16 protein-coding genes are annotated in these 16,335 nt (G+C 43.6%); all 16 read left to right on the top strand.

Annotated features, from left to right (window positions below; genetic code table 11):
* Positions 1-118 precede the first annotated feature (118 nt).
* Positions 119-370, top strand: coding sequence for a Veg family protein (locus tag MHI53_RS00265; protein WP_061144036.1), 252 nt, complete (start codon positions 119-121; stop codon positions 368-370).
* Between the two features lie 139 nt (positions 371-509).
* Positions 510-686, top strand: a complete 177-nt coding sequence (locus MHI53_RS00270) for a protein sspF (RefSeq protein ID WP_155645575.1) — start codon at positions 510-512, stop codon at positions 684-686.
* 310 nt (positions 687-996) lie between these two features.
* Positions 997-1,866 (top strand): 4-(cytidine 5'-diphospho)-2-C-methyl-D-erythritol kinase, encoded by an 870-nt coding sequence (gene ispE, locus MHI53_RS00275; RefSeq protein WP_061144034.1) that lies wholly within the window; start codon positions 997-999, stop codon positions 1,864-1,866.
* Between the two features lie 61 nt (positions 1,867-1,927).
* A complete protein-coding gene (gene purR, locus MHI53_RS00280; protein WP_061144033.1) occupies positions 1,928-2,752 on the top strand; it encodes a pur operon repressor in 825 nt (274 codons plus the stop codon).
* Positions 2,753-2,765: 13 nt separating this feature from the next.
* Positions 2,766-3,140, top strand: a complete 375-nt coding sequence (locus MHI53_RS00285) for a RidA family protein (protein ID WP_061144032.1) — start codon at positions 2,766-2,768, stop codon at positions 3,138-3,140.
* Between the two features lie 190 nt (positions 3,141-3,330).
* Positions 3,331-3,627 (top strand): septation regulator SpoVG, encoded by a 297-nt coding sequence (gene spoVG / locus MHI53_RS00290; protein ID WP_034316332.1) that lies wholly within the window; start codon positions 3,331-3,333, stop codon positions 3,625-3,627.
* 623 nt (positions 3,628-4,250) lie between these two features.
* Positions 4,251-5,624, top strand: coding sequence for a bifunctional UDP-N-acetylglucosamine diphosphorylase/glucosamine-1-phosphate N-acetyltransferase GlmU (gene glmU / locus MHI53_RS00295; RefSeq protein WP_061144030.1), 1,374 nt, complete (start codon positions 4,251-4,253; stop codon positions 5,622-5,624).
* Between the two features lie 15 nt (positions 5,625-5,639).
* Entirely contained in the window at positions 5,640-6,593 is a 954-nt protein-coding gene (locus MHI53_RS00300; RefSeq protein ID WP_061144029.1) for a ribose-phosphate diphosphokinase, read from the top strand.
* Positions 6,594-6,897: 304 nt separating this feature from the next.
* Positions 6,898-7,887 (top strand): sulfonate ABC transporter substrate-binding protein, encoded by a 990-nt coding sequence (locus MHI53_RS00305; RefSeq protein WP_340372561.1) that lies wholly within the window; start codon positions 6,898-6,900, stop codon positions 7,885-7,887.
* Positions 7,884-9,056, top strand: a complete 1,173-nt coding sequence (gene ssuD, locus MHI53_RS00310; RefSeq protein ID WP_340372562.1) for an FMNH2-dependent alkanesulfonate monooxygenase — start codon at positions 7,884-7,886, stop codon at positions 9,054-9,056. Before MHI53_RS00305 ends, ssuD begins: the two co-directional genes overlap by 4 nt.
* Positions 9,025-9,804, top strand: a complete 780-nt coding sequence (gene ssuC, locus MHI53_RS00315; protein ID WP_061144026.1) for an aliphatic sulfonate ABC transporter permease SsuC — start codon at positions 9,025-9,027, stop codon at positions 9,802-9,804. Before ssuD ends, ssuC begins: the two co-directional genes overlap by 32 nt.
* 10 nt (positions 9,805-9,814) lie before the next feature.
* Positions 9,815-10,570 carry an ATP-binding cassette domain-containing protein gene (locus MHI53_RS00320; protein WP_061144025.1) on the top strand — a complete coding sequence of 252 codons (756 nt, stop codon included), beginning with the start codon at positions 9,815-9,817 and terminating at the stop codon, positions 10,568-10,570.
* A 173-nt stretch (positions 10,571-10,743) separates the two neighbouring features.
* Positions 10,744-11,382, top strand: coding sequence for a 50S ribosomal protein L25/general stress protein Ctc (locus tag MHI53_RS00325; RefSeq protein ID WP_061144024.1), 639 nt, complete (start codon positions 10,744-10,746; stop codon positions 11,380-11,382).
* 248 nt (positions 11,383-11,630) lie between these two features.
* The gene (gene pth, locus MHI53_RS00330) at positions 11,631-12,191 is read left to right on the top strand and encodes an aminoacyl-tRNA hydrolase (protein WP_061144023.1); all 561 of its coding nucleotides are present in this window, start codon (positions 11,631-11,633) and stop codon (positions 12,189-12,191) included.
* A 104-nt stretch (positions 12,192-12,295) separates the two neighbouring features.
* Positions 12,296-12,526 (top strand): anti-sigma-F factor Fin family protein, encoded by a 231-nt coding sequence (locus MHI53_RS00335; RefSeq protein WP_061144022.1) that lies wholly within the window; start codon positions 12,296-12,298, stop codon positions 12,524-12,526.
* 158 nt (positions 12,527-12,684) lie between these two features.
* On the top strand, positions 12,685-16,221 hold the full coding sequence (mfd, locus tag MHI53_RS00340; protein WP_061144021.1) for a transcription-repair coupling factor: 3,537 nt from the start codon (positions 12,685-12,687) through the stop codon (positions 16,219-16,221).
* Positions 16,222-16,335 lie beyond the last annotated feature (114 nt).

Consider the following 16,335-nt stretch of genomic DNA (forward strand, 5'->3'; position numbering starts at 1 on the left):
TTGCCGAATTTCAGGTAAAAATATATTGACTACATTTTTAAGTGCTGATATAATTTATTATTTTGTTTGCGTATATATGTAAATTGTGATATACTTAACTTAGTGAGGTGGACCGAAAATGCCAAAAACTCTAGCTGATATTAAAACTGCACTTGATTCAAACCTAGGCAAAAGATTGCTCTTAAAAGCAAATGGTGGAAGAAGAAAGACTGTAGAACGTTTTGGAATTTTGGCGGAAACTTATCCGGCTGTTTTTGTAATTGAGCTCGACCAAGATGAAAATGCGTTTGAAAGAGTATCTTACAGCTATGCGGATGTTTTAACGGAAACCGTAGAACTAACATTTTTAAACAAACAACAAGAGATGTAACTTAGACGAAGCAGCGAACATGAGTTTGCTGCTTTTTGTTTTGGCCTGGAAGGACAATCGATTTTCATAAAAGGTGTAATGAAATAACGTATGATGCAAACACTAGGCATGTGACAGCATGTGAAAGGGGTCGTTTCGCTTGAGCAGGAGAAAAGGGATTATGTCAGATGGTCTTAAAGAAGAATTGGCAAAAGAACTTGGATTTTACGATGTGGTCCAGAAAGAAGGCTGGGGAGGAATCCGGGCCAAGGACGCAGGGAACATGGTGAAGCTTGCTATCGAAAAAGCACAACGTCAATTGGTGAACAAAGAATAAATTGAACACTAAATTGCAACATGCTGTCACCCTTTAAAGAAGCCGGGCTCCCGTTACAATGTATAGCACGATTCATTTTTGCTTACATTGTAGATAAGGAGTCCGGTTTTTTATGTATCGTAAGGGCTGTATGAATATTGTAAGCAGGGAGAAGCTGCTCGCCCATATGCCTACTGCATGTGTCCATTCGCCTCTGAAGGTCGATCTTCGCTTCAATACATTGAAATTACGATGAAAAAACCTTTAGAATATAAACAAATATGATAGAATAGGACAAGAACTTTTAAGAACGTTAAAGTAGGTGGACATATTGAAGCTTATGGAAAAAGCCCCGGCTAAGATTAACTTGGCTTTGGATGTGCTTTTCAAACGGCCTGACGGGTATCATGAGGTGGAAATGATCATGACGACAGTCGACCTTGCCGATAGAATTGAACTGAAGGAAATAAAGGGAAACCATATACAGATTCTATCCCATAATCGATTCGTTCCGGATGATCATCGGAATTTAGCTTACCAAGCCGCATTTATTCTAAAGGAACGTTTTGGAATCAATAAAGGTGTTTCTATAACTATAGAGAAAAATATTCCTGTAGCAGCTGGACTTGCCGGGGGAAGCAGTGATGCCGCAGCTACCCTGAGAGGCTTAAATAGACTGTGGAAGCTTGGGCTATCCATGGACGAGCTTGCGGAAATAGGAGCGGAAATTGGCTCTGATGTATCCTTTTGTGTCTATGGGGGAACGGCTCTGGCCAGAGGGCGCGGGGAAAAAATCACGCATCTGCCGGCACCGCCGAAATGCTGGGTCATTTTAGCCAAGCCGACAATTGGCGTTTCCACGGCTGATATATACAAAAGGCTCCAAATTTCAAAAATGGATCATCCGGATGTGCCTGGAATGATCTCGGCGATCAAGGCAAACAGTTATCAGGATGTATGCGATGGGTTGGGCAATGTTCTCGAGCAAGTGACATTGCAGTTATATCCGGAAGTTGCAAATATTAAAGATCAAATGAAAACATTCGGAGCAGATTCGGTCTTGATGAGCGGAAGCGGCCCTACCGTTTTTGGTTTGGTGGAACATGACTCGCGCATGCAAAGAATATATAACGGGCTGCGGGGATTCTGTGATCAAGTCTATGCGGTCCGTTTATTGGGCGATCGAAACAATCTTGAATAGAAACGTACATTAGTGGTATAGTTGCTATATAATATTCGGAATTCACAAAGGGGGTGTCTCAATGAAATTTCGTCGCAGCGAGAGGCTGGTCGATATGACCAATTATTTATTAGAACATCCAGGAGAACTTGTCTCGCTTACTTATTTTGCTGAAAGGTATAGTTCGGCAAAATCCTCGATCAGTGAAGATTTGACAATCATCAAGGATACCTTTGAACAGCGTGGGATCGGATCTTTAACGACCGTTCCGGGTGCGGCAGGCGGCGTGAAATATATCGTATCCATCAAGGAAGGCGAAGCAAATGCCTTCATTGACGAATTATGCGAAACGATTGCCAGCCCTGAAAGGCTTCTTCCCGGCGGCTATCTGTATATGACAGATATATTAGGGCATCCGCAAACCGTGAATAAGGTTGGCAGGATCATCGCTTCCATGTATGCCAGGAAAAATGTTTCGGTCATTATGACCATGGCAACCAAAGGGATATCATTGGCCTATGCCGTGGCAAATTATTTGAACGTGCCGGTCGTCATCGTTAGAAGGAACAATAAAGTGACGGAAGGTTCTACAGTGAGCATCAATTATGTTTCAGGCTCTTCGAAGAGAATTCAGACGATGGTACTTTCGAAACGAAGTTTGGTTGAGGGTTCGAATGTATTGATTGTGGATGATTTCATGAAGGCTGGAGGCACCATTAATGGTATGGTCAGTTTATTGGATGAATTCAAGGCAACAGTGGCCGGAATTGCCGTGCTGGTTGAATCGGAGCATACCGAGGAATGCCTTGTCGAGGATTATGTATCCTTAATCAAATTGACACAGGTAGTAGAAAGAGACAAAAAAATCAATGTCAGCCGTGGAAATTATTTTTCTAAAAAGGGATAGGGGGAATCATTTCATGAAAACGATACATACGAATGAAGCACCGGCAGCAATCGGCCCATATTCACAAGGCGTGATCGTCGATAAGTTATTTTTCAGTTCAGGGCAAATTCCGCTTACTGCTACTGGTGAAATGGTGACGGGTGATGTCAAGGAACAAACTCATCAAGTGTTCAAAAACCTTCAAGCCGTGTTGAAAGAAGCGGGGGCATCCTTGGAAACGGTCATCAAGGCCACTGTATTCATTAAAAGCATGGACGATTTCGGTTCGATCAATGAAGTATACGGAGAATATTTTTCAAGTCACAAACCTGCCCGTTCTTGTGTAGAGGTTGCACGCCTCCCTAAAGATGCACTGGTGGAGATAGAAGTGGTTGCGCTCGTTAAATAACGGGCGTTTTTTTGCTTTTAAGGGGCATACGTAATGGGTATTTTTCCTGTAATATCAGGGAAGTTTCTGTAATTTTTGAAAACTAGGCTGAATTTTCTAAAAAACTTACAGATAATAGAAGGAGTTCACGTTTTTTTGTTGAATATGTACTTTAAGTTTTAACAACAACAAAAAGGGATGGTGAGCTTAAATGGAAGTAACTGACGTAAGATTACGCCGTGTGAATACGGATGGTCGTATGAGAGCTATCGCATCAATTACATTGGATAATGAATTTGTGGTTCATGATATTCGTGTAATCGACGGAAACAATGGTTTATTTGTAGCAATGCCAAGTAAACGAACTCCTGATGGAGAATTCCGGGATATCGCTCATCCAATCAATTCCTCGACACGCGGTAAAATTCAAGAAGCTGTCTTGACAGAATATCATCGATTGGGAGAACTTGAAACTGAACTAGAGGAAGCTGGAGCTGGGGCTTCTTAATCAACCTTACTTTTAACATTGAAATGTAAACTCGTGCATCTAGAGCCTACTTCATAAGTAGTGCTCTTTTTTAGTTTATTCCAAAGCGGGAAATCCAGAACCGTCCATTCGTCCGCAAAGTTCTGTGTTGATTGGATTTGTTTCGAGATATTTGCGGTGGTTCTTCACCATTCATATACCCAATTTTTTATTTTTCAAACCTTTTTAATGATCCCATTTTATTGGGGATAGGGCCTATCCCTTTCATAAAAATGAGCCGAGCAGCCTCATATCGTCATGTGGATGACAGAAGATGCGGTGCCGCTTAAAGATGCCCTTATAGGGCAAGATGGCGAACGGGCCTTTTTTGGCAATAATGGGTTGGGAAGGGCTTTCCGGAAGGGGAAGGCTCGGTTTCTGCATGATTATGGTCATGAAAATCGGCGTCCGACAGGAATTTAACCTTTTTTCAAAGATTTCAAGGCTGCTAAACGGAATATCGAAAAGCTGATTGGTTATCGGAAATTGAATTTTTTATTTTCAAGCGGTTGACAATAATATGTACTTTTAATTGTTGCCTTGAAATGAATCACTATTTGAGATAATATTTTTAGTGGATAAAAAGGTGAAAATGGAGGCCTGTTATGAGTAATCGCTATGCAATAATTTTGGCCGCTGGGCAAGGTACAAGGATGAAATCTAAGCTTTATAAGGTTTTGCACCCTGTTTGCGGGAAACCAATGGTACAACATGTTATCGATCATGTCAATCAACTTCAAATAGAGGATATTGTAACAGTCATCGGCCATGGAGCTGAAAAAGTTCAAGATCAGCTTGGCGATTCATGCAAGTATGCCCTGCAAGACCAGCAATTAGGTACGGCACATGCCGTCATGCAAGCGGAGAGCGTTTTATCCGGTAAAAGCGGAACGACCCTTGTAATTTGCGGTGATACGCCCTTGATCAAAGCAGAAACGATGGAAGAGCTCATAGCATTGCATGAGCGGAGTCAGGCGAAAGCAACAATCTTAACGGCATATGCAGATAATCCGACTGGCTACGGAAGGGTCCTTCGCGGTGAAGGCGGACTTGTAGAAAAAATCGTCGAGCATAAGGATGCCTCTGATGAAGAAAGATATGTTAAGGAAATAAATACCGGTACATATTGCTTCGACAACCAAGCATTGTTTAGCGCATTGAAAAAGGTTTCAAATGAAAATGTCCAGGGCGAATATTACCTGCCGGATGTTATTGAAATTTTAAAACAAGAAGGCGAAACAGTGACGGCATTCCAATCCAGCGATTTCGAGGAGACATTAGGGGTAAATGACCGTGTGGCTTTATCGCAGGCCGAGCAGATTTTACGGAAACGCATCAATGAATCGCATATGCGAAATGGTGTAACGATCATCGACCCATTGACGACTTTCATTGAAGCTAATGTGCAAATCGGACAGGATACGGTCATTAACCCTGGATCATGCATCAAGGGAAACAGTGTGATTGGCCAAGATTGCTTGATCGGTCCGAATACGGAAATCAGTGATTGTGAAATTGGTGATGGAACGGAGATCTTTCAATCGGTCGTGCATGAAAGCAGAATCGGAAGTGCCGTTAAAATCGGGCCTTTCGCTCATGTTAGACCTCATTCGGATATTCACGATTCCGTTAAAATCGGAAATTTTGTCGAAATTAAAAAGGCCGTTTTCGGCAATGGAAGCAAAGCCTCGCATTTGAGTTATATCGGTGATGCAGAGGTTGGAGAGAATGTTAATATCGGCTGCGGATCTATTACCGTGAACTACGACGGCAAAAATAAACATTTGACGAAGATTGAGGACAACGTCTTCATAGGCTGCAACTCTAATCTTGTTGCACCTGTGACAATTGGAGAAGGGGCATATGTGGCTGCAGGGTCAACCATTACGCAAGATGTACCGCAGGAAGCCTTGTCAGTTGCCCGGGCTCGTCAAGTCAACAAAGAAGATTATGTGAAGAATTTAAAATTCAATAAATAACCGACGGAGGTCATCATGTCAAATCAGTATTTAGATCCTAATTTAAAAGTATTCTCGTTGAATTCAAACTTTGATTTAGCTCAAGAAATTGCAGCTGCAATCGGTGTTGAACTTGGAAAATGTAGCGTAACCAGTTTCAGTGACGGTGAAGTTCAGATTAATATTGAAGAAAGCATTCGTGGCTGTGACGTATATGTGATTCAATCAACAAGTCAACCAGTTAATGAAAATTTAATGGAACTTTTAATTATGATCGATGCTCTTAAACGTGCTTCAGCTAAGACGATCAATATTGTTATGCCATACTATGGTTATGCACGGCAAGACCGTAAAGCACGCGCACGTGAACCGATTACTGCCAAACTTGTGGCGAACCTTTTGGAAACGGCTGGTGCCCATCGTGTCATCACCCTGGATCTTCACGCGCCGCAAATCCAAGGTTTCTTCGATATTTTAATCGATCACCTTGTTGCCGTTCCGATTTTAGCGGATCACTTCAAAGAAAAAGATCTAAGTGATATTGTCATCGTTTCTCCTGATCATGGCGGTGTTACGCGCGCCCGTAAAATGGCAGATCGCCTAAAAGCGCCTATTGCCATTATCGATAAGCGCCGTCCAAGACCGAACGTGGCGGAAGTCATGAACATCATTGGTAATATTGAAGGGAAAACAGCAATCCTGATCGATGACATCATCGATACGGCAGGCACGATTACACTGGCTGCAAATGCACTTGTGGAAAATGGCGCTAAAGAGGTTTATGCTTGTTGTACTCACCCGGTCCTTTCAGGTCCTGCCATCGAAAGGATTCAAAATTCAACGATCAAGGAATTGGTCGTGACCAACTCAATCGTCCTGTCTGAAGATAAGAAAATCGATAAGATAGTCGGACTTTCCGTAGCACCTTTGATTGCCGAGGCCATCATTCGTGTTCACGAGGAACAATCAGTCAGCACATTATTCGATTGATGAAAATAAATACGCATACTAAAAAACATGGTGGGCCCTTAGGCTCACCATGTTTTAGGTTAATGGAACCAACATGGGGAATTGCCTAATTCTTAGTTGACAGGTGTGAATACTAGTAATAAAATGAACATACAATTTCCATCCATTTAAATGGAATGGAATATAACGAAAGTACGCCGATCGGGCTACCGAAGGCTCCTTTTTACTCACCATTGAATCATGAGGCATTTTTCTGTGCCTTATCCCATGGTGAGGAAAGGAGCTTTTTATTTTATATAAAAAGTGGGGGAAGGGTGTGCAGAGTATGAAAAAAAAGCAAATATGGCTGCTGGCCATTCTTTGCGTCTTCTTGCTGATCATAGGTGGATGCGGACAGGAGAAAACCAGCTCCAAACGTAACGATGCAAAAGAATCGGCTAAAACCATTCAAATCGGTTATCAAAAATTCGGGACATTAAATATTTTAAAATCGAAGGGAGATCTGGAAAGACGTTTAAAAGATGCGGGTTATACCGTCGATTGGACAGAATTCCCCGCAGGCCCTCAGCTGCTTGAAGCCTTGAATGTCGGCAGCATTGACTTTGGGCACACAGGGGAAGCGCCGCCGATTTTTGCCCAGGCAGCCAATGCTCCGCTTGTCTATGTTGCCAATCAGCCGGCAAATCCTGCTGGGGAGGCTATTGTCGTACAAAAGGATTCCCCCATTAAAAGTGTGAAGGAATTGAAAGGCAAGAAGGTCGGCTTGAATAAAGGCTCCAATGTGCACTACCTTTTGGTCAAGGCTTTGGAGGAGGCGGGCCTTACATTGGATGATATTAAACCTGTCTACTTACCGCCGGCTGATGCAAGGGCGGCCTTTGAAGGGAACCAAATTGATGCATGGGTAATATGGGACCCTTTCTTATCGGCAGCGGAATTGGAACTGAAAACGAAAACGATCCAGAATGGAGAAGGGCTTGTTTCGAATCGGGAATTCTTCTTGGCTACCGATACCTTTGCCGGGAATGAAGAGGCTTTGAACATCATAAAAGAAGAACTGATAAAGGTGGATAAATGGATAGAAGAAAACCCAAGCGATGTCGCCGAGTTTTTATCACCGGAAATAGGAATGAGTGTTGAAGTATTAGAAAAAACATTAAAAAGAAAGAAATACGGTCTTGAGGATATTTCCGATTCCGTTTTGGATGATCAGCAAAAAATAGCCGATACATTTTACAATCTTAAATTAATTCCAAGCAAAATTAACGTGTTGGATGCATCCATAAAAAATAATGAAGGGGGAAATGGAAAATGAAAATTTTTTGGTTTTTGCCATCACATGGGGAAAGTCGCTATTTAGGAACGACAAAGGGCGGGAGGGCGATTACACTTCCGTATTTAAAGCAAATCGCACAGGCGGTCGACCATTTAGGTTTTGAAGGAGCTTTGCTGCCGACGGGCCGTTCATGTGAGGATGCATGGGTAGTGGGTTCTTCATTGATTTTAGCAACCGAAAGGATGAAATTTTTAGTGGCGATACGTCCGGGGTTAATGTCACCGACCTTGGCTGCCCGGATGGCTTCAAGCTTCGATAGGCTATCGGACGGCAGGCTCTTGATCAATGTAGTCACCGGCGGGGACCCAGTCGAATTGGCGGGCGACGGCGTCTTTCTTGATCATAAAGAACGCTATGGGCAGACGGATGAATTCCTGGATATCTGGAGAGAGGCTTTGGATGGCGGAAAAGTGGATTTTGAAGGCGAGCACTTGAAAGTTAAAGGTGGAAATATCCTGTTGCCACCTGTACAAAAGCCGTATCCTCCACTCTATTTCGGCGGTTCGTCGGAGCCGGCCATCGATATAGCCGGAAAGCATATTGACGTGTACTTGACGTGGGGTGAGCCACCAGGGCAAGTAGCGGAGAAAATCGAGAAGGTTCGTAAGAAGGCAGCAGAGTATGGACGCCAGGTCAAATTCGGCATAAGGATGCATGTCATCGTAAGGGAAACGGAAGCGGAAGCTTGGCAGGCGGCGGAAGAACTCATCCAATACGTCGATGATGAAATGATTGAAAATTCACAAAAAATATTCGGGCGTTTCGATTCAGTGGGACAGAAAAGGATGTCACAACTTCATAATGGAAGCAGGGATTCGCTGGAAATCAGCCCTAACTTATGGGCAGGCGTCGGCCTTGTGCGCGGCGGGGCTGGGACGGCACTAGTCGGAAGTGCGGCGAATGTTGCCGCCCGAATGAAGGAATATGAAGAAATCGGGATAGAATCCTTTGTTTTATCCGGTTACCCCCACCTGGAAGAAGCGTACCGTGTGGCGGAATTATTATTCCCTTTGCTTCCGATTGAACAACAGCAAGCACCCGTTTCAAAGGCGACGAGCCCATTCGGGGAAATACTGGCAAATGACCACTACCCTACAAAAGGAAGTGAAAGTGAAGATGCAAGCAAAGTTAAACAAAACGTTCAATAAATCACATTTCATCTCATGGCTCGTCCCCCTTCTCCTATTGGTGATCTGGCAGCTGCTGTCCTTGTGGGGAATTCTGTCGGAGCGAATATTGCCTGCCCCGACAGAGGTGCTTCAAGCAGGTGCCGCTTTATTGGAAACGGGAGATCTTGCGGAATATATCGGCATCAGTGCAAAGCGGGCTTTCATCGGCTTTTTAATAGGCGGGATCATTGGTTTTGCCCTAGGGTTGTTAAATGGGATATCCAACATTGCGGAAACATTATTCGACACGTCCTTGCAGATGTTGCGCAACATACCGCATTTAGCTTTAATACCGCTCGTGATTCTTTGGTTCGGGATAGAAGAAGAGGCCAAAATCTTTCTTGTAGCCTTAGGGGTCCTTTTCCCTATCTATTTAAACACCTTTCATGGCGTGAAGTCGGTGGATAAAGATTTGATTGAGGCAGCGAGGGTTTATGGGCTTCATGGATTTTCTCTATTCTGGAATGTGATTCTTCCGGCAGCCCTTCCCTCCATTTTGGTAGGTATCCGCTTCTCGCTTGGAATCATGTGGGTGACGTTGATTGTCGCAGAAACGATATCCGCCAATTCAGGGATTGGCTATATGGCGATGAATGCACGGGAATTCATGAGGATGGACGTCGTCGTGCTGAGCATTCTCTTATATGCTTTACTGGGGAAAATATCGGATGTGTTTGCCAAAATGGTCGAAAAAAGATGCTTGAAGTGGCATCCATCATACCAATGAGGAGGCCTTTATGATGAAGAATGTAAATTCGTTGGAGTTGCAGGACGTAGCAAAGCGTTTTGGTGATCATGAAGTGCTAAAGGGGGTGGACCTTTCTTTTAAAAAAGGGGAGTTCGTAGCTGTCGTCGGTAAGAGCGGATGTGGCAAGAGTACCTTGCTTCGTCTTGTCGCAGGTCTGGATGAACCGACTGGCGGCAAGATTTTTGTGAATGGAAAGTCCCTGAACGGATTGAATAAATCATCACGCACGATGTTTCAGGATGGGCGGCTATTTCCTTGGAAAAAAATCCTTCAAAACGTTGGGATAGGTTTAAATGGCGATTGGAAGCGAAATGCCATGGAGTTGCTGGAGCAGGTGGGCCTTGCCGACCGTGCACATGATTGGCCCTCCGTTTTATCAGGAGGACAAAAACAAAGGGTAGCCTTAGCGAGGGCATTGGTGAATCAACCTGACATTCTGCTCCTTGATGAGCCATTAGGGGCATTGGATGCCTTGACAAGGGTCGAAATGCAGCGTTTGATCGAAGAGCTGTGGCGGAAAAGGGACTTTACTGCCTTGCTCGTTACACATGATGTCGAAGAGGCGGTTACCTTGGCTGATCGGGTCCTATTGATCGAGGAAGGCAAAGTCGTCATGAACAAGGAAATCAATCTTCCGAGACCAAGGCAAAAGGATAATATCCAATATGTATCCTTAGCTTCCCAAATCTTAAACAGGGTCATGCAGGTTGACGGAGCAATGGAGAGCAAGGCGATACACGCATAGATGCCGAGAAAAAGTTTAATGGTGATTTTTTAAGTCGAATCCTTTATTACCAGTATGTCCATACCTCCACTGAAGTCTTCCGGTTTTTACCTTTCATGTTTAATGCGTGCCGATTTAGGGAAATGTTAAATATAGAGAAACTTATAATTATAATATAGGAAGGCGGAGGATGTATGAGTAACTTATTAGCTGCAAAAGAACGTACAAATTTAAAACATTCGAATTTAAGAAATTTGCGCGAAAGCGGAGAAATTCCGGCCGTCGTATATGGCAATCAAAACGGCAGTACGGCCATTTCGGTCAATAACGGTGAGCTTCAGAAGACAATTAAGGAAATAGGCCGCAATGGTATCATTTCCTTGGACCTGGAAGGAAAGAGTTACAAGGTCATGCTCTCTGACTACCAAAAAGACCCGATAAAGAACTTCATCTATCATGCGGATTTTTTAATCGTCGATATGTCCGCTCAATTGCAGGCCCAAGTCCGCATTAACATCGTGGGTACTTCTAAAGGCGTGAAAGATGGCGGGGTCCTTCAGCAATCCCTTCATGAAGTGACGGTTACGGCCAAGCCGAATGACATTCCTGAGGCCATCGACGTCGATGTTACGGAGCTTCAGGTAGGCGATACAATCTACATAGGCGATATCCAATCGAAGCAGCATGTTACGATCGATAACGATGGTGAAGAAGTGGTGGCATCCGTTTTGGCCCCTCGTCAGGAAGAGGAAATCAATACAGGTGAACAGCAAGATGGAGGGATCCCGGAAAATGAAGAAGGAAGGGAAACCAAGCCCTCTTCAGAGTCATGATGCCGAGATTAAACAATTGAATCGTGATATAATAGGCGTAGCTCTTACTGGAGTTACGTCTTTTCAAGCTTTGGGTACAGAGATGTGGATGGCAATTAATCCCTATAAATAGAATTTTTTCTAATTAGTTCTCCCGTCGCTTGCAAGCCAGCTTGAAATTAGGGTACTATTTTTCTAAGGTCAATGACCCTTGGGAAACTTCGTCCCAATGTAACTCCATAAATAACCGTAACGACGGAGTGTGAATCATGAAAATTATTGTAGGGTTAGGAAACCCAGGTAAACAATATGAAAAAACCCGGCATAACGTCGGTTTTGAAGTAATAGATGAGTTATCCAGTAAGTGGTCGATTCCGCTCGATCAGGCAAAACATAAGGGGATCTATGGTGTAGGCATGGTTAAAGGAGAAAAAGTATTATTGCTTAAGCCTTTGACATACATGAATTTATCAGGAGAGTCCATATCGGCAGTCATGCATTTCTTTAAGGTGGATGTCGAGGATGTGGTCATTATCTATGATGACCTCGATTTGCCTCCGGGGAAGCTTCGTCTTCGCCAAAAAGGAAGTGCAGGCGGTCATAATGGAATTAAATCCTCAATCGCTCATATGGGCACACAGGAATTCAATCGGATCAGAATCGGGATAGGGCGCCCGATTGGCCGCATCCCGGTATCAGATTACGTTTTAGGGCGGTTTACGCCTGAAGAATGGGATCATGTAGGGGCGACAATCGAAAAAAGTGCAGCTTCCTGTGAAGCCTGGTTGGAAAAACCATTTATACAGGTCATGAATGAATATAATCAATAAGCTATGAGTAGATATAAGTAAAGAATAATATCTTCCTGTTTCGCTGAATAAAATCCCTCTGTTTTTGTACATACTAACACTATTACAAAATAGGGGGTTACGAAATGGCTCTCCATTATCGATGCCGACATTGCGGAACTAAGCTGGGCTCAATCGAGGCATACTCACTGAGCACGGAGCAGTTAGGTTTTAATCAACTTACTGATGAAGAGCGACAAGAGATGATCGTTTATGATTCCGAGGGAGATATGCATGTAAAGGCAATATGTGAAGATTGTCATGAGTCGCTGCAAAGATACCCTGAATTATATGAAAACGATTATATTATTCATTAGCGGAAGAGGGCTTTGGACAAAATCCAAAGCATTTTTCCGTTTGTCCAAATTGCTGCAACTCGTAAAATATACAACAAAAACCCGCTTGGTCGATCGGGCCAAGTTTTAATAAAAGATTTCATTTGGTTTTCGCAAGTTATAGAGAGGGGGGAAAGAAAATGAATGGATTACAAAACTTGTTCTCCAAACAAGATGATGTTCATTCGTTAATAGCGGGTATCGATGAAGGGCTTAAAGAACAAATCGTTTCTGGTTTGACAGGATCATCGAGATCGCTATTGCTGGCTTCAGTATATGAAAAGACGAATAGGCCGATTTTATTGGTCACCCATAATTTATTGCAAGCTCAAAAATTCCATGAGGACTTATCAAGTTTCATTCCCGAGGAAGAATTATATATATATCCTGCCAATGAATTGATTGCTGCTGATTTGAGTGTAGCCAGCCCGGAATTAAGGGCCCAGCGTGTGGAGGCATTGAATTTTTGGGCTGAAGGAAGGAAAGGGATCGTCATCGCGCCCATTCCAGGGGTTCGCCGAGTGCTTCCTTCAAAGGATATTTGGAAGCGGCATCAGCTTACGTTTAAGCTTGGTGAAGACATCGATCTCGAACCAACGTTGAATAACTTTATATCCATGGGGTATAACCGGTCTGAAATGGTGGCGTCCCCCGGTGAATTCAGCATTCGCGGCGGTATAATCGATATTTATCCAATCACGGAGCCTAATCCGATCCGTATTGAATTGTTCGATACGGAAATAGATTCGATCAGGACATTTTCAAGTGAAGATCAGCGCTCCATCGAAAAACTCAACAAGGTGATGATCGGACCGGTAAGCGAAGCGTTGCTCGAGCCGGAGCATATTGATAGAATCATCACAAAGCTTGAAAGCGGTTTAAGTAAAAGCTTGAAGAAGCTTAAAGACGAGAAAGCGAAGGAACAGCTGGTTCAAACGATTGGCTATGAGCTTGAACAGCTAAAAATGGGAAATAAACCCGACCAGATATTTAAATACTTAAGCTTGGCTTATGAAGATCCAGCTAGTTTAATAGATTATTTACCTGTAAATGGGTTAGTTTTCTTGGATGAAATAAGTAGAATCCAGGAAATCAATGATTCCCTGGAAAAAGAAGAGGCGGGCTGGTACACGGACCTTTTAAGCCAGGGGCAGATCATCCATGACGTGAAATTGGCGCATCCTATGCAGGAATTGATCATGAAATCCAGCAGGCCGTTTGTATACCTTTCCTTGTTTTTACGGCATGTACCGCATACGAATCCTCAGAATATCCTGAATTTTGCCAGTAAGCAAATGCAGAATTTCCACGGACAGATGAATGTGTTCAAATCTGAACTGGAGCGGTGGAAAAAGGGGAAATATACAATCGTCATACTGGGGCAGGATGACGAGCGGGTTAAAAAGCTGCATGCGGTGTTAGCCGATTATGATATAGAGGCCGCCGAGCTTTTTGATGCGAACAGCATCCTTCCTGGTAAAGTGCAGATTTTAAGAGGCAGTCTTAATAGCGGATTTGAATTGCCTATGCAGAAATTCAGCATCATCACGGAAACGGAGTTATTTAATAAGAAGTCCAAGAAATCGATACGAAGACAGAAACTATCGAATGCAGAGCGAATCAAAAGTTATTCCGAACTGAAAATCGGTGACTATGTCGTCCATGTCAACCATGGTATCGGTAAGTATTTAGGAATTGAAACGCTCACCATAAACGGCGTTCATAAAGATTACTTACATATTCGTTATCAAGCTGATGACAAATTGTATGTTCCTGTTGACCAAATCGACCTTGTCCAAAAATATGTCGGTTCCGAAGGGAAGGAACCGAAGCTCTATAAGCTTGGCGGAACGGAATGGAAGCGCGTCAAAAGCAAGGTTCAATCATCCGTGGAGAATATTGCCGATGATTTGATCAAGCTATACGCGGAACGGGAGGCGGCAAAAGGCTACGCATTTTCTCCTGATGGCGATATGCAGAGGGAATTCGAAACCTCATTCGCCTATAACGAAACGGAAGATCAACTGCGTTCGATTGTCGAAATCAAAAAAGATATGGAACGAGAAAGGCCGATGGATCGTTTACTATGCGGGGATGTCGGTTATGGGAAGACGGAGGTGGCAATTCGTGCTGCCTTCAAAGCGATTATGGATGGGAAGCAAGTTGCCTTTCTTGTCCCGACAACCATCCTCGCCCAGCAGCATTATGAAACTCTGAGGGAGCGTTTTCAAGATTATCCCATTTCAATTGGTCATATGAGCCGTTTCCGGACGAAAAAACAGCAAACGGAAACGATTAAGGGTTTGAAGGCTGGAACGGTGGATATAGTCGTAGGGACGCACAGGATTTTATCCAAGGATATCGTCTATCGTGACTTGGGCTTGCTCATCATTGATGAAGAGCAGCGCTTCGGGGTCACGCATAAGGAAAAGATCAAGCGGCTAAAAACCAATGTCGACGTACTGACACTGACCGCAACCCCTATTCCGAGGACCCTTCACATGTCTATGCTCGGTGTGAGGGATTTATCCGTCATCGAAACACCGCCTGAGAATCGTTTCCCGATCCAAACGTATGTTATGGAGTATAATGGCTCGTTGGTGACGGAAGCGATAGAAAGGGAGTTGGCCAGAGGCGGACAGGTTTATTTCCTATACAACCGGGTAGAAGATATAGCAAGAAAAGCAGAAGAAATTTCCATGTTGGTACCTGACGCCCGAGTCACCTTCGCTCACGGGCAAATGACCGAACAAGAACTGGAAGCTGTCATGTTCGGCTTTTTAGAAGGCGAGTATGATGTGCTGGTAAGCACGACCATTATCGAAACGGGTGTAGATATCCCGAATGTCAATACTTTAATCGTGAATGAAGCGGATCGCATGGGACTTTCCCAGCTCTATCAACTCCGCGGTCGTGTAGGGCGTTCCAACCGGGTGGCTTATGCATTCTTCACTTATAGGAAAGATAAGGTCTTGACCGAAGTGGCAGAAAAAAGGCTTCAATCCATTAAGGAATTCACCGAATTGGGGTCAGGGTTCAAAATTGCGATGCGTGATTTATCGATCAGGGGAGCAGGAAACATTCTTGGGGCCCAACAGCATGGGTTCATCGATTCCGTCGGCTTCGACTTGTACTCCCAAATGCTTAAAGAGGCGGTAGATGCGAAACGCAATGACCAGCCTGCCGAAGTGAAGAATACCCTTGAGATCGACATTGAATTAGATGCGTATATCCCTGATGCTTATATAATGGATGGGCATCAGAAAATTGAAATGTATAAAAGGTTCAGAGGGATCGCCTCTCTTGAAGAAGTCGAAGAGCTGCAAGATGAAATGCTCGATCGGTTTGGAGAGTATCCTCAGGAAGTCGCCTATCTGTTCCAGATTGCCGAAATGAAGGTATATGCTGAAAATGCCGGTATCGAGAGCATTAAACAATTGAAGCAGGAAATCAGCATTCTTCTTAGGGAAAAGGTAAGCAGCGACGTGGATGGTCAAAAAGTGTTTGAACTCGGCTCGAAATATGGCCGGATGGTCGGCTTCGGCATGGATGGCAACCGAATGAAGCTAGTCTTGCATATAAAAGGCGTCGAGCAAAGCAAATGGCTCAATATCCTATTTGAGATGACCAAGGGTTTACAGTTTGTTAAAAAAGAGACACAAGCAACCAAAAACTAATCGTGATTGATGGTCCTCTTATCAGAAAACGTTTTTAAGATACCATGGTAATAAAATGCATGAAAAAGAAAAATTTTTTCAAAGTGCATAGAACTTACCATTAGAAAAATACTA

The sequence above is a fragment of the Peribacillus sp. FSL E2-0218 genome, assembly GCF_037992945.1.
Classification (GTDB): domain Bacteria; phylum Bacillota; class Bacilli; order Bacillales; family DSM-1321; genus Peribacillus; species Peribacillus simplex_B.